26 protein-coding genes are annotated in these 26,663 nt (G+C 57.1%); 12 read left to right on the forward strand and 14 right to left on the reverse strand.

Annotated elements, in window-relative coordinates; genetic code table 11:
• Positions 1 to 24: 24 nt before the first annotated feature.
• Positions 25 to 1,923, reverse strand: coding sequence for a DNA primase (dnaG, locus tag Q4D85_RS07760; protein ID WP_303199463.1), 1,899 nt, complete (start codon positions 1,921 to 1,923; stop codon positions 25 to 27).
• Between the two features lie 187 nt (positions 1,924 to 2,110).
• Here dnaG and Q4D85_RS07765 point away from each other — a divergent pair, with 187 nt between their 5' ends.
• Complete coding sequence (locus Q4D85_RS07765) at positions 2,111 to 3,148, forward strand: hypothetical protein (protein WP_303199464.1); 1,038 nt, start codon at positions 2,111 to 2,113, stop codon at positions 3,146 to 3,148.
• A gap of 47 nt (positions 3,149 to 3,195) precedes the next feature.
• Positions 3,196 to 3,507 (forward strand): hypothetical protein, encoded by a 312-nt coding sequence (locus tag Q4D85_RS07770; RefSeq protein WP_303199465.1) that lies wholly within the window; start codon positions 3,196 to 3,198, stop codon positions 3,505 to 3,507.
• Here Q4D85_RS07770 and glmS read toward each other — a convergent pair.
• Positions 3,468 to 5,336 (reverse strand): glutamine--fructose-6-phosphate transaminase (isomerizing), encoded by a 1,869-nt coding sequence (glmS, locus tag Q4D85_RS07775; RefSeq protein WP_303199466.1) that lies wholly within the window; start codon positions 5,334 to 5,336, stop codon positions 3,468 to 3,470. The genes Q4D85_RS07770 and glmS overlap by 40 nt on opposite strands.
• Before the next feature lie 202 nt (positions 5,337 to 5,538).
• Between glmS and Q4D85_RS07780 the strand changes: the two genes are divergently transcribed.
• A complete protein-coding gene (locus tag Q4D85_RS07780) occupies positions 5,539 to 6,138 on the forward strand; it encodes a ribonuclease domain-containing protein (protein ID WP_303199468.1) in 600 nt (199 codons plus the stop codon).
• Between the two features lie 101 nt (positions 6,139 to 6,239).
• On the opposite strand, the gene Q4D85_RS07785 is transcribed toward Q4D85_RS07780, so the two are convergent.
• Together Q4D85_RS07785 and Q4D85_RS07790 are read right to left on the reverse strand one after the other, a co-directional pair.
• Positions 6,240 to 7,520 carry a deoxyguanosinetriphosphate triphosphohydrolase gene (locus tag Q4D85_RS07785; protein WP_303199564.1) on the reverse strand — a complete coding sequence of 427 codons (1,281 nt, stop codon included), beginning with the start codon at positions 7,518 to 7,520 and terminating at the stop codon, positions 6,240 to 6,242.
• Positions 7,521 to 7,540: 20 nt separating this feature from the next.
• The gene (locus Q4D85_RS07790; protein ID WP_303199469.1) at positions 7,541 to 8,218 is read right to left on the reverse strand and encodes a YdcF family protein; all 678 of its coding nucleotides are present in this window, start codon (positions 8,216 to 8,218) and stop codon (positions 7,541 to 7,543) included.
• Positions 8,219 to 8,298: 80 nt separating this feature from the next.
• Between Q4D85_RS07790 and Q4D85_RS07795 the strand changes: the two genes are divergently transcribed.
• On the forward strand, positions 8,299 to 10,392 hold the full coding sequence (locus Q4D85_RS07795; protein WP_303199471.1) for a TPM domain-containing protein: 2,094 nt from the start codon (positions 8,299 to 8,301) through the stop codon (positions 10,390 to 10,392).
• Here Q4D85_RS07795 and Q4D85_RS07800 read toward each other — a convergent pair.
• From Q4D85_RS07800 to Q4D85_RS07810, 3 genes are read right to left on the reverse strand one after another with little or no spacing between them, the layout of a single operon-like run.
• Positions 10,389 to 10,856 (reverse strand): hypothetical protein, encoded by a 468-nt coding sequence (locus Q4D85_RS07800; RefSeq protein ID WP_303199472.1) that lies wholly within the window; start codon positions 10,854 to 10,856, stop codon positions 10,389 to 10,391. The two genes, Q4D85_RS07795 and Q4D85_RS07800, sit on opposite strands and share 4 nt — an antisense overlap.
• Positions 10,857 to 10,862: 6 nt before the next feature.
• Positions 10,863 to 11,411: a hypothetical protein gene (locus tag Q4D85_RS07805; protein ID WP_303199473.1), complete on the reverse strand. Its 549-nt coding sequence runs from the start codon at positions 11,409 to 11,411 to the stop codon at positions 10,863 to 10,865.
• An 11-nt stretch (positions 11,412 to 11,422) separates the two neighbouring features.
• Positions 11,423 to 12,808 (reverse strand): glycine--tRNA ligase, encoded by a 1,386-nt coding sequence (locus Q4D85_RS07810; RefSeq protein ID WP_303199474.1) that lies wholly within the window; start codon positions 12,806 to 12,808, stop codon positions 11,423 to 11,425.
• Positions 12,809 to 13,505: 697 nt separating this feature from the next.
• Here Q4D85_RS07810 and Q4D85_RS07815 point away from each other — a divergent pair.
• Positions 13,506 to 13,871: a helix-turn-helix transcriptional regulator gene (locus Q4D85_RS07815; protein ID WP_303199476.1), complete on the forward strand. Its 366-nt coding sequence runs from the start codon at positions 13,506 to 13,508 to the stop codon at positions 13,869 to 13,871.
• A gap of 525 nt (positions 13,872 to 14,396) precedes the next feature.
• The gene (locus Q4D85_RS07820; protein ID WP_303199478.1) at positions 14,397 to 14,822 is read left to right on the forward strand and encodes a Fur family transcriptional regulator; all 426 of its coding nucleotides are present in this window, start codon (positions 14,397 to 14,399) and stop codon (positions 14,820 to 14,822) included.
• 66 nt (positions 14,823 to 14,888) lie between these two features.
• Here the strand turns inward: Q4D85_RS07820 and Q4D85_RS07825 are convergent, their stop codons facing one another.
• The 5 genes from Q4D85_RS07825 to pdxY all read right to left on the reverse strand — a co-directional run bounded on the left by Q4D85_RS07825 (position 14,889) and on the right by pdxY (position 19,743).
• Positions 14,889 to 15,998 carry a VIT1/CCC1 transporter family protein gene (locus Q4D85_RS07825; protein WP_303199481.1) on the reverse strand — a complete coding sequence of 370 codons (1,110 nt, stop codon included), beginning with the start codon at positions 15,996 to 15,998 and terminating at the stop codon, positions 14,889 to 14,891.
• Between the two features lies 1 nt (position 15,999).
• Positions 16,000 to 16,737, reverse strand: coding sequence for an isoprenyl transferase (locus Q4D85_RS07830; RefSeq protein WP_303199483.1), 738 nt, complete (start codon positions 16,735 to 16,737; stop codon positions 16,000 to 16,002).
• 73 nt (positions 16,738 to 16,810) lie between these two features.
• Positions 16,811 to 17,575, reverse strand: a complete 765-nt coding sequence (gene recO, locus Q4D85_RS07835; protein WP_303199484.1) for a DNA repair protein RecO — start codon at positions 17,573 to 17,575, stop codon at positions 16,811 to 16,813.
• A 38-nt stretch (positions 17,576 to 17,613) separates the two neighbouring features.
• Entirely contained in the window at positions 17,614 to 18,543 is a 930-nt protein-coding gene (gene era, locus Q4D85_RS07840; RefSeq protein ID WP_303199485.1) for a GTPase Era, read from the reverse strand.
• A 348-nt stretch (positions 18,544 to 18,891) separates the two neighbouring features.
• On the reverse strand, positions 18,892 to 19,743 hold the full coding sequence (pdxY, locus tag Q4D85_RS07845) for a pyridoxal kinase PdxY (RefSeq protein WP_303199487.1): 852 nt from the start codon (positions 19,741 to 19,743) through the stop codon (positions 18,892 to 18,894).
• Between the two features lie 193 nt (positions 19,744 to 19,936).
• Here pdxY and Q4D85_RS07850 point away from each other — a divergent pair, with 193 nt between their 5' ends.
• The 5 genes from Q4D85_RS07850 to Q4D85_RS07870 all read left to right on the forward strand — a co-directional run bounded on the left by Q4D85_RS07850 (position 19,937) and on the right by Q4D85_RS07870 (position 24,221).
• Entirely contained in the window at positions 19,937 to 21,133 is a 1,197-nt protein-coding gene (locus tag Q4D85_RS07850) for an ABC transporter substrate-binding protein (RefSeq protein WP_303199489.1), read from the forward strand.
• Between the two features lie 155 nt (positions 21,134 to 21,288).
• Positions 21,289 to 22,317 carry an iron ABC transporter permease gene (locus tag Q4D85_RS07855; RefSeq protein WP_303199565.1) on the forward strand — a complete coding sequence of 343 codons (1,029 nt, stop codon included), beginning with the start codon at positions 21,289 to 21,291 and terminating at the stop codon, positions 22,315 to 22,317.
• Positions 22,311 to 23,066, forward strand: coding sequence for an ABC transporter ATP-binding protein (locus Q4D85_RS07860; RefSeq protein WP_303199490.1), 756 nt, complete (start codon positions 22,311 to 22,313; stop codon positions 23,064 to 23,066). The genes Q4D85_RS07855 and Q4D85_RS07860 overlap by 7 nt, the downstream gene beginning before the upstream one ends.
• A 21-nt stretch (positions 23,067 to 23,087) precedes the next feature.
• The gene (gene bluB, locus Q4D85_RS07865; RefSeq protein ID WP_303199491.1) at positions 23,088 to 23,723 is read left to right on the forward strand and encodes a 5,6-dimethylbenzimidazole synthase; all 636 of its coding nucleotides are present in this window, start codon (positions 23,088 to 23,090) and stop codon (positions 23,721 to 23,723) included.
• Between the two features lie 231 nt (positions 23,724 to 23,954).
• A complete protein-coding gene (locus tag Q4D85_RS07870; RefSeq protein WP_303199493.1) occupies positions 23,955 to 24,221 on the forward strand; it encodes a hypothetical protein in 267 nt (88 codons plus the stop codon).
• Positions 24,222 to 24,395: 174 nt separating this feature from the next.
• Here Q4D85_RS07870 and Q4D85_RS07875 read toward each other — a convergent pair whose 3' ends face one another.
• Complete coding sequence (locus tag Q4D85_RS07875; protein WP_303199495.1) at positions 24,396 to 25,049, reverse strand: YceI family protein; 654 nt, start codon at positions 25,047 to 25,049, stop codon at positions 24,396 to 24,398.
• A gap of 179 nt (positions 25,050 to 25,228) precedes the next feature.
• On the opposite strand from Q4D85_RS07875, the gene Q4D85_RS07880 reads away from it, so the two are divergent.
• Positions 25,229 to 25,897 carry a suppressor of fused domain protein gene (locus Q4D85_RS07880; protein WP_303199496.1) on the forward strand — a complete coding sequence of 223 codons (669 nt, stop codon included), beginning with the start codon at positions 25,229 to 25,231 and terminating at the stop codon, positions 25,895 to 25,897.
• Between the two features lie 15 nt (positions 25,898 to 25,912).
• Here the strand turns inward: Q4D85_RS07880 and Q4D85_RS07885 are convergent, their stop codons facing one another.
• Positions 25,913 to 26,659 (reverse strand): ABC transporter permease, encoded by a 747-nt coding sequence (locus Q4D85_RS07885; RefSeq protein WP_303199498.1) that lies wholly within the window; start codon positions 26,657 to 26,659, stop codon positions 25,913 to 25,915.
• Between the last annotated feature and the right edge of the window lie 4 nt (positions 26,660 to 26,663).

Here is a 26,663-nt window from a genome sequence, read left to right on the forward strand (position 1 = left end):
TGTATGCCCGTTGGATGATCGAGGTTATTTAAACGCCCGCTCCAAAAGCTCCCGGCGCGCCTGCTCTAAGGCCACCAAATCCGCGAACATTGCGTTGTAGGCTTGTTCGTCTTCGCTTGGCCGCATGCGTTGCAGCTTGCTTTTGAGCAGGGCGATTTGATTACCCACCCGTTGTTCATGCAGCCGCGATAGGGTGCGGTCGGTGTGCTGCATGAGGTTATCGGAGTCAGATTGGATAGGTTCGACGATTAATTCCGAGACCAGGGACCGGCCGATAATGTCGTCGATTTCCGAGGCGACGCTAGCGACCCATTCCTGTTGGTTTTCAGCCGCGGCGCAGCCCCCAGCTTTGGCGATGGCTTGGCGTACCACGCGGTAGGTCTCAAAGCTGAACGCGTCGTCGGGCAGTCCGTCGAAATACGCACCGGCGGCATGTGGGAACTGTAGTGCGAGTTTGAGGCTTTCGCGTTCCGGCCATAGCCTAGGGTCGCGGCGATTAGGTTGCGGCAGCATCGCCTGGGTGGGGGTTTGGTTGTGAGAAGCTGCGGTATCGAAACGCTTGGCGCGGCGTGGTTCTTGCTTGCGTTTGGGTGTGCGTGCTTCTTCCCGTACTCGTTGCAAAACGTCGGCTTCGTTGTGCCAGCCGACCCAGCCGCAGAGTTGCCGGGCGTATTCGGTTTGTAAGGCTTTATCGTGAATGTCGGCGACGATCGGGATCGTGCGACGCAGCGCTTGCAGTCGGCCTTCGACCGAGTCAAGCGGATAGTCGGCGATGATGGTGCGGATGATGAATTCAAACATGGGCACCCGGGTTGCCACGAGGTCTCGTACCGCAGTGTCGCCTTTTTTCAGGCGCAGATCGCAGGGGTCCATCCCCTGCGGCGCCACCGCGACGAAGGACTGGCCGGTGAATTTTTGGTCACCTTCGAATGCCCGCATCGCGGCCTTTTGGCCAGCTTCGTCGCCGTCGAAGGTGTAGATGAGTTCGCCCCGAAAGTAGTTGTCGTCAAGCATGAGGCGGCGAATCATCTGGAGGTGTTCGTCGCCAAAAGCCGTGCCGCAGGAAGCTACGGCGGTGGTGATTCCGGCGGCGTGCATGGCCATAACGTCGGTGTAGCCTTCCACCACGACACATTGGTGGCGGGCGGCGATGTCCTTCTTGGCCATGTCTAGCCCGAAGAGCACTTTGGATTTCTTATACAACAGGGTTTCCGGGGTGTTCATGTATTTGCCCAGGTTGTCGTCGTCGAAAAGCTTGCGGGCGCCGAAGCCAATAACGTCGCCGGAGGTGTTTTTAATCGGCCATAACAGGCGGCGATGGAACCGATCGATCGGGCCGCGTTTGCCCATGGTGGATAGCCCGGCGGCTTCAAGTTCTTTGAAGCTGAACCGCTTGAGCAGGTGTTTGGTCAGGGTGTCCCAGCCTTCCGGCGCGTAGCCGCATTCGAATGCATAGATGTGTTCTTTGGAAAACCCCCGATCCAGTAGGAATTTCCGGGCGACAGCGGCTTGGGGGGTTTCTAATTGCTGCCGGTAGAACTGGTGGGCCGCCCGATTCGCCTCAATCAGGCGTTTACGGGTGCCAGGTTCGACGGCCGGTGCACCGGTGCTGCCGCCTTGGTAATTTATCCGGTAATTGATGCGCTCGGCGACCGCCTCGACGGCCTCGGGAAAGCTGAGATGTTCCACCTCCATGAGGAAGGTGAAAACGTCGCCGCCTTTGCCGGTAGAGAAACAGTGGAAATAACCGTGGTTGGGGCGGACGTGAAAGGACGGGGTTTTCTCGTCTTTGAAGGGACTTAAGCCCTTAAGGGAATCGGCACCGGCGGGTTTTAATTGAACATATTCCGACACGATGTCTTCGATCGCCACTTGTTCACGAATCGCTTGAATATCAGAATCGGGAATACGTCCTTTTGCCATGGTGTATAGATTACCCGCTGTGTCTAACTGGGCGGGTTTTCGCCTGCTTTTCGACGCCCCACAGGCGGCATTCACCCAGCTTATCCGTATCATTTCAGGGGATATACAGCTCCAGTGCACAAAGACCACAAGGATTTTTTACACGGATGTAACCTCACGTTAACCCCACCGGTTCACAGTGGTAGGTATGCGATTAAAAAACAGTGATACCCGACCCATTGGTCAATTCAACGCCAATGAGGCAGAGAAAATTCGACAGTACATCCGCACCGAAGGAGCAAAATTCCTCCAAGACCCGAACGTGACCTCCGTCGGCATCGGTTTTAAAACCACCGACGGTAAACCAACCGGCGAAGTGGCCATTCAGTTCACCGTGGCGAAAAAACTCAGCCCCCAGGAACTGGAAAATTCGGCATCCACCTTGCTGCCGGAATCCATCGAATTCGATCAGCTCGTTGTGCCGACCGACGTGGTGGAAGCCGATTTCGCGCCCAGTGTGGGCACCTCCACCACAAAGACCTTGGCACCGCAGCAAGTCTCCGACCCGGAACGCACGAAACGCCGCGACCCGGTTGTCCCCGGCATAAGCATCGGTAATCTCAACACCTCCGCTGGGACGCTGGGCGCAATCGTCTACGACAACACCACCAAGGCTGCGGTGGGGCTCAGTAATTGGCACGTACTGCACGGCCCGGATTCTGAAGTGGGAATCACCACCGTGCAGCCCGGCGTCCACGACGATCCGAATACGACGAAGAATACGTTGGGGCAATTGCTCCGTTCGCATTTGAGTGAGGCAGGCGACTGCGCAATCACCTCCATTGAGCAGCGTGCTTTCGACCCCACGGTGCTGCAGTTAGGGGTTATTCCCGACTCGATTGGCGATCCGGAATTGGGGGATAAAATAATCAAATCGGGCCGCACCACCGGGGTGACCGAGGGTGTAGTGCAACGCGTTGATGTGCTGACCCGGATCGATTTCGGCGGCACCGTCGGGGAGAAAAACGTGCTCGGCTTTGAAATTGCCCCAGCCAAGACCGGCGGCACCGTCAGCGAAGGCGGCGATTCCGGTTCAGTGTGGCTGTACCAAAACCCGGATGGCACCACCTCCACCACCCTGGTTGGCCTGCACTTCGCGGGCAGTATCGCAGGCCCGTCGGTGGGAATTGCGTGTTTACCGGAATCGGTTTTCGCGAAGCTCAATATCAGCATTAAACCGACATAGCGAGAAAACTACCGGTGCCAAGTTTTTAGGCACCGGGGCATGTGGCCGTGGGTTGGTTAACGAAGAATTACCTGTATAACTATTTCGATCCCTTGGCCTACTACTTCCCGCCAAAAACGACGCCAACCACGCCGAAAGCGGCGCGAACCACGCTGAACCGCGCCGACCGCCCGAACGGAAAACCGCTGTGCGGAAACCGATCGTGCGGAATTAGCCTGTCCGCGTTGCTTGTCGACGCGGCGGCTTCTCACGTTCTGGCGGCGGTTCGCCGCACGTTGAGTCCGCTTCCGGGCGGCGCGGTTTCGCTTGGGTGTCACCACTATTCGACGGTGACGGATTTAGCCAGGTTACGGGGCTGATCGACGTTGTACCCCTTAGCTTCGGCGACGGTGGCTGCAAAGATCTGGAGCGGAACCGTAGCCAACAGCGGTTGCATGAGGGTTGGGGCCTGAGGAATCCGAATCACGTGATTGGCGTATTGCTCAACCGCGTCGTCGCCTTCCTCAGCAATGACGATGGTGATGGCGCCTCGGGCACGCACCTCTTGGATATTCGAGACGACTTTGCCGTGCAAAGAATCCCGGCCGCGCGGCGACGGAACGATGATGAACACCGGCTGGCCTTCGTCGATAAGCGCGATGGGGCCGTGCTTCAATTCGCCCGCCGCGAAACCTTCGGCGTGGATATAAGCCAACTCTTTGAGCTTCAAGGCACCTTCCAAGGCAACCGGGAAGCCCACGTGGCGGCCTAGGAACAGCACCGACTCCACGTCCTTCATGCTGCGGCCCAATTCCTTGATCTGGTCTTCAGTGTCGATGACCGCCTGAATCTTATCCGGGATCGCCCGCAGGTCATCTAAGACCTTGAGTACTTCGTCGGCGAACATATTGCCGCGCAATTGCGCCAGATACAGCCCCAATACGTAAGAGGCGGTGATCTGCGCCAAAAACGCCTTCGTGGAGGCAACCGCGATTTCCGGCCCGGCGTGGGTATAAATATTCGCATCCGCCATGCGCGGGATCGACGAACCGTGCGTATTGCAGATCGCGATGACCTTCGCCCCTTGCTCCTTCGCGTGGCGCACCGCCATGAGCGTGTCCATGGTTTCACCCGACTGGGAAACCGCAACCACCAGGGTCTTTTCGTTCACGATCGGGTCGCGGTAGCGGAATTCGTGGGCCAGCTCCACCTCGGTAGGAATCCGGCACCAGTGCTCAATGGCGTACCGGGCAACCTGGCCGGAATAGGCGGCGGTGCCGCAGGCGATGACGATGATCTTGTCGATGGAGCGCAAAATAGCCTCGTCGATACGCAATTCGTCCAACGTCAACCGGCCTTTTTCATCCAGTCGACCGATGAGGGTATCCCGAACCGCAATCGGCTGGTCGTGGATTTCCTTTTCCATGAAGGAGTTAAAGCCGCCCTTTTCCGCAGCGGCCACATCCCACTCCACCGTAAACGGCGTGCCCTGGGCGGCATTGCCCGCGAAGTCGATGATCTGATACGAGTCGGCGGTGATGGTGACGATCTGGTCGTTATCCATCTCCACCGCGGACTTGGTGAAATCGATAAAGCCGGAGACATCCGAACCTAGAAAGTTCTCCCCCTCGCCCAGGCCGATCACCAGCGGCGAGTTCCGGCGGGCGGCTACAATCCGATCCGGGAAGTCCGCATGAACCGCCAATAAGGTGAATGCGCCTTCCAAGCGGTTACAGGTACGCCGCATCGCCTCGGTGAGATCGCCTGCCTCGGCAAGCTCGGCGGCCAATACAGTCGCTGCAACCTCAGTGTCAGTCTCGGACACAAATTCATAACCCGCCGCGACAAGCTCCGACTTGAGTTCCGCATAGTTTTCGATGATTCCGTTGTGCACCACCGCGAGTTTTCCGCCCGCAACCACATGCGGGTGCGCATTCACGTCGGTGGGGCCACCGTGAGTCGCCCATCGGGTATGCCCAATCCCAAGCAGTGCATCCGGCAGCGGCTGTTGGGCGATCTCCGCCTCTAGGGCCGCAACTTTTCCTGCTTTCTTTCGGTGCGCCACCGCCTGGTTGTGCACCACGGCGATCCCGGCGGAGTCGTAGCCCCGGTACTCCAACCGACGCAAACCTTCGAGTACCACATCTTCTGCATTATGGCTACGACCAGCGATTTCAGGATTTCCTACATATCCGACAATTCCACACATGCGGCAATCATAGCGTATTTCCAACTCATCGCTTTTATCGAAAACTCCAGAACACAAAAGGTCAGACGTCTTTATGAAAGCTTTCTCATATAGATAACCCTCGTTGGTGGTGGTTTTCTCCGCAATCCTGCAGCTGAATCTTTAGCACCAACAATGAGCAAGCACTCCCGCCCTGCGGCAGTTTCGTGCCACAATGTTGTCTATGTCCGTTCCGTGGAAAAAGATCATTCCGGCCATCATCATCGCAGTTGTTGTCATCGGCATTGCCATCGCAATTGGTAATTTCCAAGCCGCCGACTCATCAAAGCAGCAAACCGCCTCCTTCATGAGCACCCAGGAACGGTCGCAATCGGCGTCGAAAAGCACGCAGCCGCGCAAGGACATCACCAACCCCACCGAGAAACGCCCCGAGGCGAAGCCTGCCGAACCGCAACGCAACAACTCCGCCAAGCCCTATCCGTCGGAGAAAAACAGCGCGCCGAAGAAAGGCTTTGAGGACTTCCCCACCTGCGAAGTTTTGGATCTGCCGGTCGAGGCGGAGGAAACCATCGACGATATTTTGGCAGGCGGGCCGTATCTCTATCCGAACAACGACAATCGCAGGTTTGGTAATTACGAACAAGTACTGCCGAAGAACAATAAAAACTACTACCGGGAATACACGGTGGAAACCCCCGGGCTGCGGCATCGCGGCGAACGCCGCATCGTCACCGGCGGCGGCACCGAAACCGACCCCGAGGTGTGGCTTTATACCGACGATCACTACGAAAGTTTCTGTCTGATCCCCGACGCCGAATACTAGAACAACCAGGCGCGACATATCACGGTACATGTGCGACATATCGCGATACATGCGGGACAATCAGACATAAGCGAGACTGTCACGAACCTTGCGGTCGCTATCTAGCCCCAGAAGCTTGTTAATTCCGCCGATTGTTTAGCCAATCGCTCCAACCGCGATTCGGTCATCGACGCGATCTGGTCAACGATAACCCGCTGCCGGGCAGCAGGGGTTTCGGCCTCAAGCCACCAGTGCCGAAACATCGGGTCCAAAGCGCCGGGAGCGCCGGCGGTGAGATAATCCGCCACCCGGTAAATCCGGTCCCGCTGGAAACTTTGGCGCTCCATGTGGGTTTTCGTGTCCATGACGTAGAGCACCGCGATGGTTTTCAGCAGGGTCACTTCAGCCATCACCTGGTCAGGAATAACCAACCGACCGTAGGTGCGGCCAATCGCGCCGATGCGGACATTATCTGGATCGGCTTTGGTCGCTTCGATCACCGCGCCGACATATCTACCCACGAGTTCGGAGGTCATGGCCTTAAGTCCGATATGCCCCCGCAGGCTACCGTCGAATTCCGCTGCGCCGCGTACCACCGCCAGTTCGCGTAGGTGATCGGCCGCGTCCACCATAGCTTCCGGGGTTCCGCCGAAAGCATGGGCACCCTTGTCGGCGAGGTTGGCCAATTCCACGAAATCCCACAGCACCTTCAGGTCGATGCGCCCCGAGATGATCCCGTCCTCCACGTCGTGGACGGAATAGGCGATGTCGTCGGAAAAGTCCATCGTTTGGGCTTCCATCGCGGGGCTAATATCGTCATGCCCGGCCCGCAGCCAGTCGAGAATGTGCCGGTCTTCGTCGTAGCAGCCGTATTTCCGGTTGATGCTGCCATCCGGATTGGTTTTGGTCACCGGGTATTTGCAAGCCGCGTCCAGGGCGGCGCGGGTGAGATTCAACCCAACAGACGCACCGTCCGGGGTGAGTATCTTCGGCTCAAGTCGGGTGAGAATCCGCAGCGTCTGGGCGTTTCCTTCAAAACCGCCGCAGCTGTCGGCGACATCGTTGAGGGCGCGTTCGCCGTTATGCCCATACGGTGGGTGGCCGATGTCGTGGGTAAGCCCCGCCATTTCGCACAGATCCGGATCCAGCCCCAATCCGGTCCCGATGCCGCGCGCGATTTGCGCGACCTCAAGCGAATGGGTCAGCCGGGTGCGCGGGGTATCGCCGTCGCGGGGGCCAACCACCTGGGTTTTATCGGCTAGTCGGCGCAGCGCAGCCGAGTGCAGCACGCGCGCCCGGTCGCGGGCGAAGGGGCCGCGACCATCGGAGTGGTCGATTAATGAGCTGCCCTTTGATGGTTCGTCGTACATGCGGTCGACGTCGTGCGCGGAATAGTGGTACATGCCTGAAGGTGACGCTTTCATTATTGTGCGCGGAGTTTCTCGTGACGGGCTACCCGGGAAGGCCGAAGCAGCCCTTGGGCGTAGCGAAGCCAGTCCTCAACCACGGCTGCGGAGCGGCGGCCAAGAAGTGCGTGGATGGCGACAACGATAAGCCCGCCGAGTTCGTGGCTGAGGCTTAGAAACCACGACTTTGTGGGGAACGTTGTGGGACAGTACGGGGTCGGTGACGCTTGAGCATCGATACCGACCAGGCGGGCGAGTAATTCGGCGCGCAACGCGTGGTGCGGGTCGGTGACGATGAGCGCTTTGCCGACCACGTGTGGTTTCAACGCCACGTAGGATCCGAGGGTGTCGTTTCCCTCCGGCACTGCAATCATGCAGTCGGGATCGACTTTGGCTTTCAGCAGCGTGGTGCGCCCGACTTCGGCCTCGGTGAAAACGTCACCGGGGAGGTTTCCGCCAACCGTGATGATGGTTTGGGTTTCGTGTTGGTGCCATAATTCGGCGGCCCAGCGGAGCCGGGCAGCGAATTGCCGACCAGGGATACCGTTGTATTGCGCGGTTCCCAAAACGATGATGGTTCCGTATGCGGTGCGGGGTTTATTAGTTGGCCGGTAGTGGCCACGGCCGATGACACCGACCAGTGCTGCGCCGATAACGGCTAGTGTGGTGTTAAGAATCACCCGGAGCGCGTTCATAGTTGTAAATCGTAGTGGTTTTTGCCTGTTGCTGGCACTTTATGGCTGCCGTGTCGGTATGTGCGACTATCCTTATTGGCATGAATCCTTTTGCTTTTGCTTTTCGACGCTCAACCGTCCGCCGAATCGGCGCGGCAGTAGCCATCGCCGCCGCACCAGTTGTGGTCACTGCGCTGGGGAATCCGCTCGCTGCGGCACAGACAGTTATGGTTGTTGCCCAGAGTTCTTCGGTTTCGGTGACGGATGATTCGGGCCGGTTATCGGAATCCGACATCAGTGCCATTGAAGATGCCGCCACGGAATACTCCCGCCAAACCGGGGGTGCGGTGTCGATCACGTTTATTACTGATTCTTCCGGCAACGACCCGGTTGATTATGCGGAACAGCAACGCGACCGAATGGGGTCCGGGCGGTACGACATTGCTTTATCCGTCGCGGATAGCACGTATGGGGTGGCCTTCTCCGATCCGTTTAGTAGTTCCCAGGCCGTCCAAATCGAAAACGCCACCCAGGCGAAACTGGCCGATGGTGATTTCGCGGGAGCAGCCTTAACGTTTATTTCCACTTCTTCCGAGATCGCGAGCGGCAGTGGAAGCGGCGGTGGCGCTGGTTCGGCCGGTAGCGGGACGTCGACAAGCGATGGCCCCGGAGCCGGAGCGGTTATCGGCGGTGTCGGCGCGCTTGCTCTCGCTGGCGGTGGTATTGCCTATGCCACGAGACGCCGCCGGAAGCAGGAGCAGTCTTATACCGAGACCACCATCAAGCAGCTCGATCCGGCAGATTCCGATTCGGTGGCGCAATTGGATATTCGGACCTTAGAAAAACTCGCCGAGGAGGAATTGGTCAGCACCGATGAATCCATTCGGGCAGCTCGGGCGGAATTAGATTTGGCAGTGGCGGAGTTCGGGGCGGAACGCACCCGTAATTTCACCCGCGCTATGAACCACTCCACCACTACCCTGCAAAAGGCATTCGCCCTCAAGCAGCGGGTTGATACCCGCCAGTACGCCAACGACATTGAAAAACGCGCCCTGCTGGCAGAGATCGTCTCCAGCTGCGCCCAGGCAGATGACGCGTTGGATAAGGAAGCGGAATCCTTTGCCCAGATGCGGGATTTGTTGGTCAACGCTCCTGCGGCGCTGGATCGCCTGACCCAAACCACCATTGACCTGCGCACCCGGTTGCCGAAAGCCACCGAGCAATTGGCTGAGTTGAACCGCACCTACCCGCCGGAGACGTTAACGTCGATCGCAGGCAACGTCGATATTGCTGCCGCAGCAATCGACGAGGTGGAATCCAATGTGACCCAGGGGCGGGAACTGGCGGCCCGTCCGGCCGGTGAACAAGGCGGATTGGTCGATGTCATCCGCTATGCAGAAACCGCAGCGGATACCGCAAACCGCATGTTGGCGGGTGTAGAAAACGCCCAGTCGGATATTGCCGCGGCCAAGGTTGGTTTGCCAGCGATTATCAAAGAGGTGCGCGAGGAGATCGCCGAGGCGAAATCCATCAAGGCGCAAGGCACCGGGCAGGGCACTGAGCTTAATTGGGAAGCCGTGGACGGAACGGTAGCCAAGGCGGAAACCGCGCTGGAACAGGCTATGGGCATTCAGAATTCCGATCCGCTTTCCGCGTGGACGCAACTGACCGATATTGACTCCCAGTTGGACGAGATGCTTGACCAGATCCGCGCGGGCACCACCGATCACGCCCGCCTGCTTCAGGTATATGAGCAGCAGTTTGCCGCAGCCACGTCGGCGCTGCGGGCTGCCCAGGATTTCATTTCCACCCGTGGCAAATACGTCCAGGCGGGTGCCCGCACCAAACTTGCCGAGGCCGAACGGCTCTACGCCCAGGCCCAGCAGCTGCGCACCAGCCAGACCCGTACCGCCATCAACCATGCCCGCTCGGCTACATCCACCGCGCAGCAGGCATTGCGGGACGCTCAGCGCGATGTGAATTCCCACAACCGCTACAGCAGCGGCGGGGGTTCCAATACCGCTGGTTTCATCGCCGGTGTCGTCCTCAGCGAACTTCTCGATAGCCGAGGCAGCGGCGGTTTCGGTGGTGGATTCGGCGGCTTTGGTGGCGGTGGATTCAGCGGCGGGGGCGGCTTCTCCGGGGGCGGTAGTTTCGGCGGGGGCGGCGGAATCTCGCGCGGCGGTAGCTTCTAATACCGGAGGTTTTTGACGGCTGCGTCGATAAGCACGCAGCCGTAACTAAAAAACGCGAGGTCGACTATGGGCACCGAAGCGGCGTCGACAAGCGAAACTTGCACCACGCCCGAAATCTTCGTGCTGATTGTCCCCAAGCTCTCCCCCGTCTCCGAACGTATCGTTCGGGCGGTCCGCCACATTGAGTCGCGTTCCAGTGTGTATTTCCGATCCCCGCAGGTCACTTGCAACAACCGCACGGTCATCGATGCCTTACGCAACGTAAAGACGCTGCCGCAATCGCTGGTGGCGCGCAACCGGGCAACCCCCATGCCGGTTCCCACCGCAGATTCAAGCAATAGTCGGTGGCCGTCAACCACCAGTAAATCCGCAGTGACGTGGGCGATCACGCGGCCGTCTTCGGCTAGTAATTCGTCATCAACCCACGACAACGGCGAAAGTGAAGAATTCGTTGCAGTATCCATCACTTTCTAAAGTAGAGCAAAAACCACGATGGGGATGATAAGCAGCAGGCTCACCGTCAAAATAAGCGTGCTAATCCCCAGCTTCGCTTCAAGCGCGGTTCGGGTCACCCACGATAAAAACACCTGTTCATCGTGGCTGAGACCGGCGTCCGGCTCGAATTCCGTGATGGAACGCCGCACGCCATTATTTCCGCCGGAAAATTGCCCCAGCTTAGCGTCGGCGGAATCGACATAGACCCAATCGGCACCGCCTTCGTTTACGGCTGTAACGGCTTTGCCGCCCAAATCAATGTCGATGTGTTTAGCGCGGCTAAAGGATTTCCCACCGGTGTCCGCGCTGTAAACGGTGCCGTCCGGCAGCGTTGCGGCGATCAGATGTTTGTCCGTCTGGGTAAGCCGCCAGGTATCCGAACCTACCGTCGCCGAATGAGCGTCGGCATCGGTGGCAATTACTTGCGGAAACGTTGCGATCTCCGCGTCGGCTTCGTCGTGCAAATGCACGACGGCTTCGCCTTTTACTTTTCGACGATCACACCACGACGTGTAATTCATCATGTTCCTTTTCTCTAGCAACCAATCAGACGGGCAGCGAGATAAGCCTCAAGGTCGGCGATCTTCACCCGCTCCTGCTCCATCGTATCGCGCTCGCGCACGGTAACCGCCTGGTCTTCCAACGTATCGAAGTCGACCGTGACGCAAAACGGCGTACCGATTTCATCTTGGCGACGGTACCGACGGCCAATAGCGCCGGAGGTATCGTAATCAATATTCCACAGCTTCCGCAGTTCAGCGGCGATTTTCTCCGCGGTAGGGGTGAGGGTGTCTTTCTTCGACAGCGGCAAAACCGCGACCTTGATCGGCGCCAACCGGCGATCCAGGCGCAGAACCACGCGCTTATCCACCCCGCCCTTGGCGTTAGGGGCCTCGTCCTCATGGTATGCATCGCACAAAAACGCCATCATCGCACGAGTCAGACCGAAGGACGGTTCAATCACGTGAGGAACGTAGCGGGTGTCGGTATTCGGATCGAAATAGGTCAGATCTTCACCCGAATGCTCAATGTGGCAGCCCAGGTCGTAATCGGTGCGGTTAGCCACGCCCATCAGCTCGCCCCATTCGGATCCCTGGAAACCGAAGCGGTATTCAAAGTCGATGGTGCCTGCGGAATAGTGCGCGCGCTCGTCCTCTGGAACATCGAATTGGCGGATGTTATCTGGATTAATGCCAAGATCAATGAACCAATCCCAACACGCCTTCACCCACTCATCGAACTTCTCTTGTGCTTGCTCCGGCGGAACGAAGTATTCGATTTCCATTTGTTCAAATTCGCGGGTGCGGAAAATGAAGTTACCTGGGGTGATCTCATTGCGGAAAGCTTTACCGACCTGGCCGATGCCGAACGGCGGCTTCATGCGGGCGGTAGTCATGACGTTTTTGAAGTTAATGAAGATACCCTGTGCGGTTTCCGGGCGCATGTAGTGCAGGCCTTGCTCGTTATCGACTGGACCTAGGAAGGTCTTCATCAGGCCGGAGAACATCTGCGGCTCCGTCCAATTGCCGGGCTGGCCGGTTTCCGGGTCCGGCACGTCCGCCAAACCGTTTGCGGGCGGATGTCCATGCTTTGCCTCGTAAGCTTCAAGCAGGTGATCGGCCCGGTAGCGCTTATGGGTGTGCAGCGATTCCACCAATGGGTCGGTAAACGTAGCAACGTGCCCGGATGCCTCCCAAACTTGGCGCGGCAAAATGATGGATGAGTCCAAGCCGACCATATCCGCCCGCCCCTGGACGAAGGTGCGCCACCAGTGCTTTTTGATATTTTCCTTCAATTCCACACCCAGCGGACCGTAGTCCCACGCAGATCGGGTTCCGCCGTAGATTTCACCACAGGGATAAACCAATCCGCGACGCTTGCACAGATTGACGACGGTATCAATGACACTGTTTTCTGCCATGTGTGAAATCTCCTTGAACTCTACTTCTGGCCACCTTAGCCAGGTAACTTGATTACCTTCTCATACTGAAGGCGACCACCGGCGGTTATTGCCCGACACACGCTTTGCCGCGATCAGCTTTTTTACACTGCGCAACAGCTATGAATAAGCAACGGTACTTACTGTACTATTTTTGCCTCGGTTTTTCGCTTTCGCTTCGTGCTACAGCACCGCGACGGCGGTTCCTGCCATCACGAAAGACACCATTAAGTAGATGGGCGGCCAGGTTTCACCGCGCCCACACATTCCCTAAGAACCCATTGGCAATAAATTTGCTACTGATAACGCATTCAAATAATCTCACCGACGGAATATATGTAATAAAATCCATGTATTCACATAGACCCACCACCCACACTTTGGGGTGATTACTGCAATGATTCGCATACTTTTTGCAAAAGCTATGGCCTAGGACTTTTTGGCATAACCCCGCCAAGCTGGGAAGTTACAAATAGATAACAAGATACAACATTTGCATACTCATTTTATTAATAAAAGGGATATATTATTGGCTTCAAGAATGCTAAGCTGGCTTTAATCGCCAAAGGCACCCCCATCCCCTCTTGGCGGGGATTATTTTGGCACCACCTATAGCCTCCCTCCCGCCAATCGCCTTGAACCCCGATGACCACACAAACAACTAGGCAGGACGACGATCATGCGAAACGGTGACCAGCAGACCACGACCCGCACTACAACGACAAAACGCCCCAGCAAACCAGCCCTCCTTTCCGATCCGCAAAAACTCATCGACACCGCTAACCTTTTCAAGGCACTGGATTCATCCATTCGACTGCACATCATTGAACTTTTGGCGCAACGAGATCACTTTGTCTACGAATTGGTCGAAACCCTAGGCAGCAGCCAGCCGCTGATTAGCCAACATCTCCGAGTTCTGCGCAAAGCCCATATTGTCGATTGCCAGCGCAACGGACGGCTCATCACGTACAGCCTCAGCTGCCGTGACATTTTAAAGGTCATCAACCTCGCTGCGGTCACCTGCAAGAAGGCCCAAACCCAGTAGTTTGTCTACCCATTGCCATCCATCAGCGTGGCGGGCAACGACAACCAACGAAATGGCACGCAAACCAGATTGCAACTCTCGCAGGGGTTTTCTCCGTTTCATTTTTCAATAAAGCCCCAGCTGAACGCGAATACGGAAATATTATTTCGTTCAGCTGGATAAATACCCTTTGCTTAATTTTCAATACGCGCCTACTCTTGGAATAAGACTTGCACATGCAAAGTCCTTCGTGGTTAGTGCCGTCGCTCGCCACTCGGCTCAGTGATTCCCTCACCTGGATTGTTGCGCCTTCGCGGTAACGGTACTGACGCTTTGAGATGTTCATCGTTGCTTTACTTTTTGCGTCTGGGAAACCTCACACACTTCCCCTACCAGCCCAGCATCGAGGGGTATCTCAAGCCATTGCTTCTGGCATTGCTTTTGCTAGCTGCCGTTCTCACCGTTTCGAGACGAAGCTACCCCAAGCCAATGTTGGACCTTTAGTTAGTGCTACTCGTACAAGGGTTACCTTGTGAAAGGGACACCGTGAAAAAAGCCATGGAACACACTGTGCCGAAATTAGGTGTGCGCAGCACCCGGCAACGCACCGCAGTGGTGAATGTATTACGTGAATTAGAAAACTTCGCTTCCGCCAAAACTATCCACCAAGAACTGACAAACCGAGATCTCAAAGTTGGGTTAACAACCGTTTATCGCACCTTACAATCCCTATCGGAGGTTGATGCAGTAGACGTGTTACACATGGCTAATGGCGAGACGTTGTATCGTCATTGCCTCAATGGGGATCACCACCATCACCTGGTGTGCACCCAGTGCGGCCGTACCGTCGAAATCGACGGCGGCCCAGTAGAGGAATGGGCGAGCCAAATCGCAACAAAATTCGGTTTCCAGCTCACCGGCCACGACGCGGAGATTTACGGCCTGTGCTCAGGCTGCGCCGACGCACAATAACCATAGTTAAGGCTAACGGCCGGGGCAGGTTTCACTACCGCCCCGGCCGTTTCTCGTTATGCTTTTCTAGGTGATTGTCGCCCCAAAAAGGCTACCTAAGCCGTAGGTGATTCCGGCCGCGGCCATGCCGATCAATAATTGCCGAAGCGCACGCTTGAGCGGGCGCTTGCCGGATAGAATGCCCGTGATCGCGCCGGTGAACATCAGCGCGATACCGACCAAAACGATCGCCAGGACACTTGCCCACACCGACGGGAAGTCGAAGATATAGGGAATGACCGGTATCAACGCGCCCGTACCAAAGAACATGAAACTGGAACACGCCGCCGACCAGGCACCGCCGGAGGCGGAAGTTTCTTGTTGCGTCCCCTCCCAAATATCTTGCTCACCAGGCTGTTTGGTGTGGATGTGGGCGAAAACCCGGGCGGCTTTTTCGTCCGCTTCCGCAGCACTCATTCCCCGGGCCCGGTACACCAGCGCCAATTCATTGGCGTCGACATCAAGAAGCGTCACCGCTTTTCCGGCTTCCGGGTGTGGGTGCGACGCTTCAAGGAGCTCGTTTTGGGATTTCACGGAGATATATTCCCCGGCAGCCATCGATAACGCGCCCGAAAGCAGGCCGGAAATGCCGGTGAGCAAAATGATATTCGTATCGACACCGGAGGCCATCACCCCCAGTACCAACGCTAGATTGGATACTAATCCGTCGTTGGCACCAAAAACAGCGGCACGGAAATTCCCGCTCATCTGCTCCCGACCCCGGGCAGCTAAGCCTCGTACGATTTCCGCGTGGATGGCTTCGTCGGCTTTCATCTGCTCGGTCGCGTCGGCGTCGTCAAAATACGGGCTGCGCGATTCGGCGGTCTGCATCATCGCCAATGCGAAAACGGTGCCGAAGCGCCGCGCCAAAAAGGCCATGAACCGGGTGGAGAAATCTGGGGTACGGGGCATGCCTACTTCGTCGCCAAGCAAAGTGCGCCAGTGTTCCTCATGTCTAGCCTCGGCCTCGGCGACGGCTAGGAGAATGTCGCGTTCTTCTCCGTCTCGTTTGCGGGCTAGTTCCCGGTAGACGGCGGCTTCCGCACGTTCATTGGCGAGGTATTGCTGCCATCTGCGGATTTGTTTCGGCGTGGGGTTCGACACAGATGAATCTGTATGGAGCGGCTGCTGTGGCATGTTATTTCGTTCCCCCAAATCGCCGATCACGTTTCGCGTATTCGAGCACCGCATCGAAAAGGTCCTGCGGGGTGTAATCCGGGAAAAGCTTGTTTTGATACACCATTTCTGCATAAGCCGACTGCCACATCAGGAAGTTCGAGGTGCGCTTCTCCCCGGATGGGCGCAGGAACAAATCCACATCCGGCATGGACGGCTCGTCGAGGAATGACTGAAAGTTCTTTTCCGTGATGTCTTCGGGACGCAGTTTTCCTTCCTGCACCTGCTTGGCAATCGCCCGAACCCCATCAACGATCTCTGCGCGTCCGCCGTAGTTTACGCACATAAACAGTGTCATGCTGGTGTTGTTTTTGGTTAGTTCTTCGGCGGCTTCCAGCTCTTTAATCACGCTGCGCCACAACCGGGGTCGACGCCCAACCCACCGAACCCGCACATTGCGTTCGTGCAGCCATTCCCGCTGGCGTGCCAAAACGTCGCGGTTGAAGCCCATGAGGAAGCGGACCTCCTCGGCGGAGCGTCGCCAGTTTTCGGTGGAAAACGCATAGGCGGAAAGGTTTTTCACTCCGAGCGCCTGGCACGCCGCGACCATATCAAGTAGCACCGCTTCGCCCCGCCGATGCCCCTCTGTGCGTTTCAGTCCCCGTTGCTCGGCCCACCGGCCGTTTCCGTCCATCACCAGTGCGATGTGGTTTGGAATAAACTCCGCCGGAATGTGTGGCGGCACTAATTGATCAGTCACGCCTAACATTGTGCCATTTGTCCCCAATTTTTCAATGCGGGGCCATCAATTATTTCGCACAAATTTTCGCAGACTAGGCCTGGTCAAGCACGTTAAGGCTGTGGAGCTTGCGTTCCACATGCCATTGCAGATGGGTGCGGGTGAGGGTGTGAATGTGGTCGACAAACGTCTGCCCTAATCCGCGCTCAAATTGCTCGCCGATGATCTCCCAGGCCCGGGACCATTGGCCGTCGATAAGCAGCCACATGACGTGGAGGACTTCCGGATCAACATCAATGGCGCCCGGCAGGCGGCAGGCGGCGCACAGCGCGCCACCTGGTGCCGGGTGGAAGGAACCGTGCGGGCCGGGCGCGCCGCAGTTTCCGCAATAAAACAGGCTCGGTGCCCATCCGGCGAGCTCCATGGCTTGCAATAGGAATGCATCGAGCCGCAGCGTCGGCGTGCTGCTGCTTTGGAGATCCGCCAGGGTGGCAACCACTAGTTCGTAGAGCGAATCGTCGTCGCCGACGTGTGCCAATGCCAATCGTTCGGTGGCTTCTAAGACCGCACCGGCGGCGGAATAACGACCTAGGTCTTCGATAATTCCAGTGGCGAAAAACTGTACCGTGTCAGCCCCGGTGATGGATTCCAGGCTTCGCCCGGCATAGAACTGCACATCTAGTTCAATAAACGGTTGCAGCCGGGAACCGAACCGGCTCTTCGAGCGGCGCACCCCTTTGGCCACGCCCCGAACCAAACCGCGCCCTTTGGTCAAAAACACGATGATTCGGTCCGCTTCGCCGAGATCGTAGGTCCGGATCACCAATGCCCGTTCCCGATAGGACTGACTGCGTGCCATACCGCCCGCACCGCCTTAACTTGAATAACCCAAAGCCGCTAGAAGCCTAACCGGCCCAGTTGCTTGGGGTCGGACTGCCAGTTTTTCAGAACTTTAATCCGTAGGTCAAGGTACACATTTGTTCCGAGCAATTCGCAGATTTGTGGCCGGGCGTTGTGGATGATCCGCCCGATTCGGCGTCCGCCTTTACCGATGAGGATTTCCTTCTGGCCGGGCCGTTCCACGTAGATAACCACGTGGACGTCCATGACGCCGGGGCGATCCTCGTTCGGAATGATCTCATCGACTTCCACCGCCACGGAGTGCGGAAGTTCGTCCTTGAGCCCGGAGAGAGCTGCTTCGCGCACCAATTCAGCAATTCGGGTTTCGGTGTCGTCGTCGGTTACGTGATCGTCCGGGTAGAACTTCGGACCTTCGGGCAGCAGAGAGGTGATGACGTCGATAAGCACGTCGCGTTGTTCCCCGGTGACGGCGGAAACGGGCACGATTTCGCTATTTTCGCCAAGAAGTTCGTGGACAGCCATCAGCTGCGCCGCCACCTGGTCGCGGCTGACTTTGTCTACCTTGGTTACGATCCCCAGGATGGGGGTTTTGGGCGCTACCTTGCGGACGTTTTCCAGAATCCACCTGTCGCCGGGGCCGATCTTTTCGTCGGCGGGAATGGTCAGGCCGATCAGATCCATGTCGGCATAGGTATCTTTAACCACCTCGTTGAGCCGTTCGCCGAGGAGGGTGCGGGGCCGGTGCAGACCAGGGGTGTCAACCACGATGATTTGTGCGTTTTCGCGGTGGATGATGCCGCGAATGGGATGCCGGGTGGTTTCGGGCTGGTTGGCGGTAATGGCGATCTTCTGCCCTACCAGCGCGTTTGTCAGCGTTGATTTACCGGTATTGGGTCGGCCGACAAAACTGACGAATCCGGATCGGAATCCATCGGGGGTTGAACTAAACGAATCGGTGGCAGTCACCTGGCTCCTTATATTTTTAGGTTTATTGTTTTATCGCGGCTACAACCGCGCGGGTCATCGCGCTGGTTTTTAAGAACCAGTAACGAAAACTGATACTAAAAAACCAATGCTGGTCACCGACACCGCCAGACTAAGCATGAGCGATTTGCGGCATGTAACCGACGAAACGGCGGTGCTGGTGTCGTATCGGTTCTATTCTAGGACACCCGCCCCCAATCGACCCAGACCCCACCGCCACCCAAGCCTTGTACCGGAGATGCACCCTGGCCTTGCGCCAGCCCGGCACCCAAGCCTTGTGTCGGCCCAGCACCGCCGCCGCACGATATAGCGCTATCCGATAAGCCGTGCTTAGGCGATCTTTTCCACCTCGAATTGCAGCTGCGGTTCGGCGAAGCGATCCTGGGCGTCGATGAGCAGCAACTCGCGGGAATCGCGGGCGTGGGTTAAGTCGATGAGGTCGTAGACGGCAGAGGCGGTGCGAGCCAGCGCGTCGGCGGCGTCGTTGCTGCGAATGTAGTGGCCGGTAAACAGGGCCGCTGTTACGTCGCCGGAGCCATTGCGTTTGATGTCGATGAACGGGGTTTGGACTTTCCACGCGCCGGTGTCGTTGACGGCGATCATTTCGATCGTGTTCTCTGGGCGATCCGGTCGAAGCACGGAGGTCACCAAAACCGTGTGTGGCCCCATCGCTCGGGCTGCCTCGACGGCGGCGAGGGTGGTGTCGATGCTGGATGCTTCCACTCCGGTGAGGTAGGAAAGTTCGAATTGGTTTGGGGTGATGATGTCCGCAACTGGCACCACCTTATCGCGCAGCAGCGGCGGGATGAGGTCGGAGACGAAGCAGCCTGATTTCGCATTACCCATCACCGGGTCGCAGGCGTAGACAGCATGTGGATTTTCGGCTTTGACCTGGGCGACGGTGTCGATAATGACGTCGGCGATGTCGCTTCCGCCCTGGTAGCCGGACAGGATCGCCTCAACGTTTGCGAATGCGCCGCGCGCTTTGATTCCGTCAATGACGCTTTTGACCTGCGGTGCCGATATGAGTTCGCCACCCCACTCGCCGTAGCCGGTGTGATTGGAGAAGTTAACGGTGTGTACTGGCCACACTTCGTGCCCGATGCGTTGCAAGGGAAAGACGGCTGCGGAGTTTCCTACATGTCCGTATGACACGTGGGATTGGATGGAGAGAATAGTCATGGTTCTAATCATGACGGTTTTAGCTATAAATCACAAAGATTTACCCACGCTTTTCGACGTTTCCAGGCCGCAAAACCACAGACCGTCCCTAAAAAATAAGGTAACACTATCTTTAATTAGTGTTCGCTTGCTATAATGTGTCTCGGCCTGAAGTTTTACAACTTTAGTTTGATAAACATATAAAGGAGATTCAATGCGAAAGCTTCGTTTGCTGGGCGTGGGCGCACTCATGGCGCTTACTGTTTCCGCCTGTACCAATTCAGCTGACACCGGTTCCACCACGGCAGAGACGTCAAAAAGCACCGATGCGGCGATCACCGTAACCGACGTCAAAGGCCGCACCGTCACCTTCGACACCCCACCGGAACGCATCATTATGGGTGAGGGCCGAGGGCTCTTTGCCACCTCAATCCTCAATAAGGAAAATCCCATCGACAAAGTGGTCGCCCTGGGTTCCGACCTGACCACCGCCGCCCCATCGTTTAAAGAAAAACTGGTGGAGAAACTGCCCGCCGTTGCCGAACTTCCCGAAATCGGCGGCATTGCCAAGGGCGATGTCACCGTGGAGAACCTCATCGCCCACAACCCCGACGCCCTGGTTATGACTGCCGATCATTACGACGCGGCCGAAACCACCGGCATGTTGGAGAAAATCGACGCGGCCGGAATCAAATACATCGTGACCGACTTCCGGCAGCACCCGATGACAAACACCACCACCTCCATCACCGCACTGGGTGAGCTTTTCGGCAAAACCGAGGAAGCCAAGAAATTCAACACCGATTGGCAAGAAACTGTCGATCGGATCACCGAGCGCACCTCGAAGCTCAGCGACGAGGAACGCCCCAAGACCCTGCTGTGGCGGGCGGCTGGCCTCAAAGATTGCTGCGCGACGGTTAACAAGTCGAACTTAGGTGAGTTCGTCAACGCGGCTGGCGGCGATAATATGGGCGACCATATTCTTGACACCGAATCCGGCGACATCACCGCCGAGAAAGTCATCGCGGAAAATCCAGACGTCATCATCGCCACCGGCGGTTCCTGGGATCCGGAAAAAGCCGGTTCGAAAGACGAGGAAAAGAAGCAGGCTATCCCGCACGTCGAGTTGGGCTACTCCGCCACCAAAGAACGCGCCGCCGAAACACTGCGCGGACTGCTGCAAACCAATGGCTTCGACCAGCTTGACGCCCCGAAGCAAGAAAAGCTGTACGCAGTCTGGCACCAGTTCTACGATTCCCCGATGAACTACCTAGCCCTGGAGCAATTCGCAGTATGGCTACACCCAGAGTTGTTCTCCGACATTGATGTCAACGCCCACTGGGAGAAAGCCCACGAAGAATTCCAGGCGTTCCCCGCCAGCGGCATCTTCTTCACCGGCATGAACCCGTAGCAACTGCCACAAGGCGCCAGCCTTCCCGCAACCGACCACCCGCACTGCTAAGGACAACAGTGAGTACTTCCCCACACTCGGTCATCGACGTGGCTTCGACCGCGCCCGCGTCGCAACCACCCACATCCGCCGATTCGACGCAATCGGCAAACCAATTGGTTTCCACCCATCGGCGCACCACCCGTCGACGGTGGGCGATCATCGTCGCGCTCACAGCCATTGCGTTAATAGCGTTCGTTGTGGCCACGGTGGTCGGCCCCACACAATTGGGATTCGCCGGTGTTGTGCGGGGGCTTATCCAACCAGATTCACTCAGCCAGCAAGAACACACCGTGCTCTACACGCTGCGGCTGCCCATGTCAGTGATGGCGCTTTTGGTCGGCATTACTCTTTCGCTGGCGGGCGCGCAGATGCAAACCATCTTGTCCAATCCGCTGGCCGAACCCTACACCCTAGGCATCTCCGCCGCCGCTGCCTTCGGCGGTGCTGCAACCATCGTTTTAGGGTGGACGGCGATCAACCAGCCGCAGTTCAATCTGGCGGTTATTGCTTGGTTATCGTCCATGATCGCCACCGCCGTCATTGTTGGCGCGTCGATCTGGCGCGGTGCCAGTGCGGAAACGATGATCTTGTTGGGAATCGGTTTGGTCTTTCTGTTCCAAGCGCTGCTCGCCTTGATCCAATACCGCGCCTCCACCGAAGCCCTCCAACAAATTGTCTTCTGGTCGATGGGCTCCATGACGCGGGCGACCTGGGCTGGAAACCTCGTGTTGGCGTTGGTCTTGGCGGTCATCATTCCGATTTTTGGTGTCCTCTCCTGGCGGCTGACCGCCTTGAAACTGGGCGACGCCCGCGCCCAGGCCATGGGGGTCAATGTCGCCCGGCTCCGGGTTATCGTGCTGGTTCTCTGTTCGCTCCTGGCCGCGACCGCAGTGGCGTTCTCCGGGATTATCGGCTTTGTCGGCCTGGTCGGTCCGCATATCGCCCGAATGCTCGTTGGCGAGGACCAGCGCTATTTCATACCGGCGGCGGCCGCTGCCGGTGCGGTGATGCTCAGCGCCTCCCACGCGTTGAGCCTGGTTATCATACCCGGTGTCGCCGTTCCTATTGGAATTATTACCGCACTCGTCGGCGTACCGTTCTTTATCGGTCTTATCATCACCAGGAAGCGCAACCTATGGTAAACGAACTGACCATCAGTAACGTCTCGGTCGGCTATGGCAAAAACTCGGTCGTCTCCGACTTCACCGCCACCCCGCTGTCCGGCGGGACGATAACCGCATTGCTCGGGCCCAATGCGGCTGGCAAATCCACCCTCATCAAAGCCATTTCCGGGATCCTGCGGCACACCGGTGAAGTCGAATTCCGACGGGATTCTGAAACCTTCTCCGGCGGTTCTCTGCGCCGCCATATCGGCTACGTCCCGCAAGACCTCCCCAGTTCGGCGGCGCTTCACGCCTTCGAAACCGTGCTGATCGCCGCCCGGCGCGCCACAACAGACCCGGAGTGGAGTGCCGCGAAAACCATGACCTCGTTGGGGATCGCCGATCTTGGACACAGGTATCTTGGGGAATTATCCGGCGGGCAGCGGCAATTGGTGGGTGTGGCCCAAGCGTTGGTAACGTCTCCTTCGATTGTGGTTTTGGACGAGCCCACCAGCGCGTTGGATCTCAGACGGCAGCTTTTCCTCTTGGATTATGTGCGTCAGTGGGTGGCGGAGACTAATGCGATTGGGCTCATCGCCATCCATGACATCAATCTGGCCGCCCGGTTTGCCGATGAGGTGCTTGTGATGAAATCCGGTCGCCCCGTCGCCCAAGGCCACCCCACCGAGGTGTTGAACCCGGAGGTTATCAAGGATGTCTACGGGGTTCACGTGGACGTTTTCTCGCATAACGACATGCACATGGTCGCCCCGATTTCGGTTGCCTGATTGTGGCATAAAGTTAAAGGAATGACAGAAGAAACCGAAGCTGTTTACCGCACCATTTTCGCCCGGCGCGACGTTCGGGCGGAATACACCGGTGAGATCATCGCCGACGATACCTTAAATCGCATTCTTTCCGCCGGACATGCCGCCCCTTCGGTGGGCAATTCCCAGCCGTGGGATTTCGTTGTTATCCAGGATACGGACCGGCTGGCGGAATTTGCCGCCCATGTAGCTGAGCGCCGAAAAGCGTTTGCGGACGAGTTACCGGACGACCGCAAGGAAGTATTCAACCCAATCAAGATTGAGGGGATTAGGGAATCCGGCACCGGCATCGTGGTCACCTACGATCCGCGTCGGGGCGGGCCGAATATCCTTGGCCGGCACACCATTGATGACACTGGGCTTTTCAGCGTCACCTTGGCTATTCAGAACATGTGGTTGGCGGCCACCGCTGAGAATATTGGCATGGGGTGGGTCAGTTTCTATCAGGAGGAGTTCCTGCGCAGCTTTATCGGCTGCCCGGAGCCGGTTCGCCCTGTCGCCTGGTTGTGTATTGGCCCGGTCACTCATTTTGAAAAGGTCCCTGATCTGCAGCGTTTCGGGTGGCGCGCGGGTGCACCGCTGAGCGATGTCGTCCACCGTGAGGTGTATCGCAGTTAAAGGTTTTTCGCTTGTCGACGCCCCCGCCCGCCGCAGGGACGACTCGGGGATCCGCGTAACGACTACCGCATGGCTGAAAACCGCCACAACCGGGAGCTATACCACATTCGCTACAATGGGGTTTGAATTGTTGACGACCAATCTCCCCGGCGACAACCGCGAGGTTTGTGCGCGGCATAGTGGTGCACGATAGATGCGGTAAGACGACGAGAAATGGTGAGAGGAGTAACGATGCCGAACGAAACAACACATCCAGCTAGCTTCCAGTCACTGAAAACATGGTTTCGCATGTGGCTGGCGCTGACGATTGGTTCCTTCCTTGGGTATTCCGTCGTTCCCGCGTTATTCCACAAGTCACGAACTGGCAGCGATTGGAGCGCAGCCATCGACTACGGAATCCAGAGCTTATACGAAAGGTGGGTACCCACCGTTATCGGGTTCAGCGTGGTTGTTGGAATTATAGTGTTCATCGGTTGGAAGAAGGGGAAAATCCGATAGCCGTTACCTTTTCCAGTGCTACTGCCAGTGCTGTTGCCAGCGCTGGCAGAGGTACGGTTACCAACGCTTGAGCCCATTGTTGGGCATTAAAAATCGGGGATTCTGCCTCACCAGGCCCGGTTCGTCTGGTGAGGCGGAATCCCCGAAGTGTTGGGTTATTGAAGTGTTGTTTTATTACTGAGTGAGGTTGAGCTGGAATTCCAGGTCGCCGGTCTGGTCAACCACGGCGAATCCCTTGTCCGGGGCTACGACGCCGAAATCGCTCCAGGTCATCGGGACGGTGCCAGCAACTTCCAGAACGGAACCGTTCTTGGCGATTTCCAGCGTTGCGGTCACTGGCTTGGTCTGACCATTGAGCGTCAGGTCGCCAGTTACCTCGACTGCGCCCGCACCGGATTCAACCTTTGCCGGTTCGGAGACGACGAAGGTCGCGGTTGGGTTTTCATTGGTGTTGAGAATCTCCTCGCGGAATGCCTTATCGCGGGCGGCTTCGCCGGAATCAACCGTTGCGAGATCGACCTCGACGGTTGCGGCCAGCAGGGTGCCGTCGTTAAGCGTCGCATCGCCGGTGACCTTTTCGGTGCGGCCGACTACCACAAGATTTTCGCCGTTTAAGACCTTGCCCACCCGGTAACCAGCGAAGGAGCCGTCACCGACGGTCCAGGTTCCGGTGAGGTCTGCCGCGTCGGCTGGTTGTGCTTCGGTGGTAACACTTGGTGCCGCGACGTTACTGTTGTCGTATTTCGATGCGTAATATTTGGTGCCGAAAATAACGCCTGCCACGGCAATTGCGGCGATAACGCCGATAGCGATGAGTCCTTTTTTCATGAATCTTTCCTTAAATATGAATGTTGCCTACATTGGTATGTGAACTGTCCTTTGGGGCACAACGACGCCCAATCAGCAAATTTACAGCACAATTTCGTTGTGGGCGAATGTTGACCACAAATAGTGGACACGTACACAATCTTGCCAAATGTTTCCCGAAACAGCAATAGGACCACTCGATGAATACCGCTGAATTCCGCAACCGCGTCGCAGCAGATCCCACCTGGCATCCCGGATTCGACACAATCACAACCGAATTTCAACGGCTCTACCCCGGACAAGAACCCGAGTGGTATCACCACGCAATACCACCATCACTGGGCGGCGATTGCTACATCGAAGAATTCGCGAAATTCCAATCACCAGCCGGTTACCAGCACATCGTCACATTCGGCATGACGGAACTAGGAATCGAAGAAGAAGCACTCGGTGGCGAATTTAGCAGGTGGGGCTACGAAATGACGCTTAAACTTCCCGACACCTCCGCCGACTGGTGGTGGACTATCAACCTGTTGGAGTTTTTCGCCCGTTACACCTACGAATCCGGAAACTGGTTCAAACCCTACGCCACCATCAGGCTCAACGGCAGCCCGATCATCGAAGACGACGGGTGCACCATCACCGCATTCGTCACCGCGCCCGATACCGAGGCCCGCACACAGCACGGCATTTACGGCAAAACCGCATTCGTCCAGCTTGTCGGGGTCACCGAAACCGAAATACAACACCTCGACGGGCTACCAGAAGAAGAAGTCAAGGCATTCATCACAACAATGCAGGCCGATAACCCACACTTGGTTACCGACCTATTTCGCACAAAAGAGTATCTAGAATACCGTGCGGACTAAAACCTCACGCCCACGCTAGCTTTCATACATCCGAATCACCTTCGGGGCGAGCAGAATCAACACCGCACCCACCGCAAGAGCTGCCGCGACAATCGGAAGCGCACCCGCAAACGTAAAAGCATCCGAATCCCCCACCGCAGACGAACCGAGGTTAAGCATCCGAGTGACCAATGCCTGCGGAATGACATGCTTGCCGTACACCAGGGGCGGTTTGCTCGCCAGGACTCCAAAACCAGCAACACAGCCAGCGAAACACACCGCCACCGGCGCGGCAAAGGATTTCAAACGAGCTGAGAGCAGCAGCTGCATCACCACCAGCGGGAACGACGCAACCACCGCAAGCAGCCCAATGACCAGGTAATACAACGGCGGCATGGAGACGTCGTCAAGCACAATCAACCCGGAAATAAACGTGCCGCACACCAACACAAGCTGCATAACCGCCAACGGAATCGCAATGACAACGGTCTTGGCTAGAAGCAACGACACCGCGCTGGTGGAATTAGTACGTAGCAAATTCCAGTTTGTACCTTGGTGCTCCATACGCCACGCCGCAGCGCACATAAGCGCCACAGCCATCGAGAAATAAAACAACGAATAGAACAAGAACACCTGGCTAAAAAGCGACACCCAACCGCTATTGAGCATCTGTTTGTTCGACCAGTAGTTAATGCTGCCCGTAATAATTGCCAGCAGCGGCAAAATCACGACCACCACCCACAATTGCGAACGTTTCAACTTCAATAATTCCGCACGAAACATGGCA

Source organism: Corynebacterium sp. (assembly GCF_030532965.1).
GTDB lineage: Bacteria > Actinomycetota > Actinomycetes > Mycobacteriales > Mycobacteriaceae > Corynebacterium.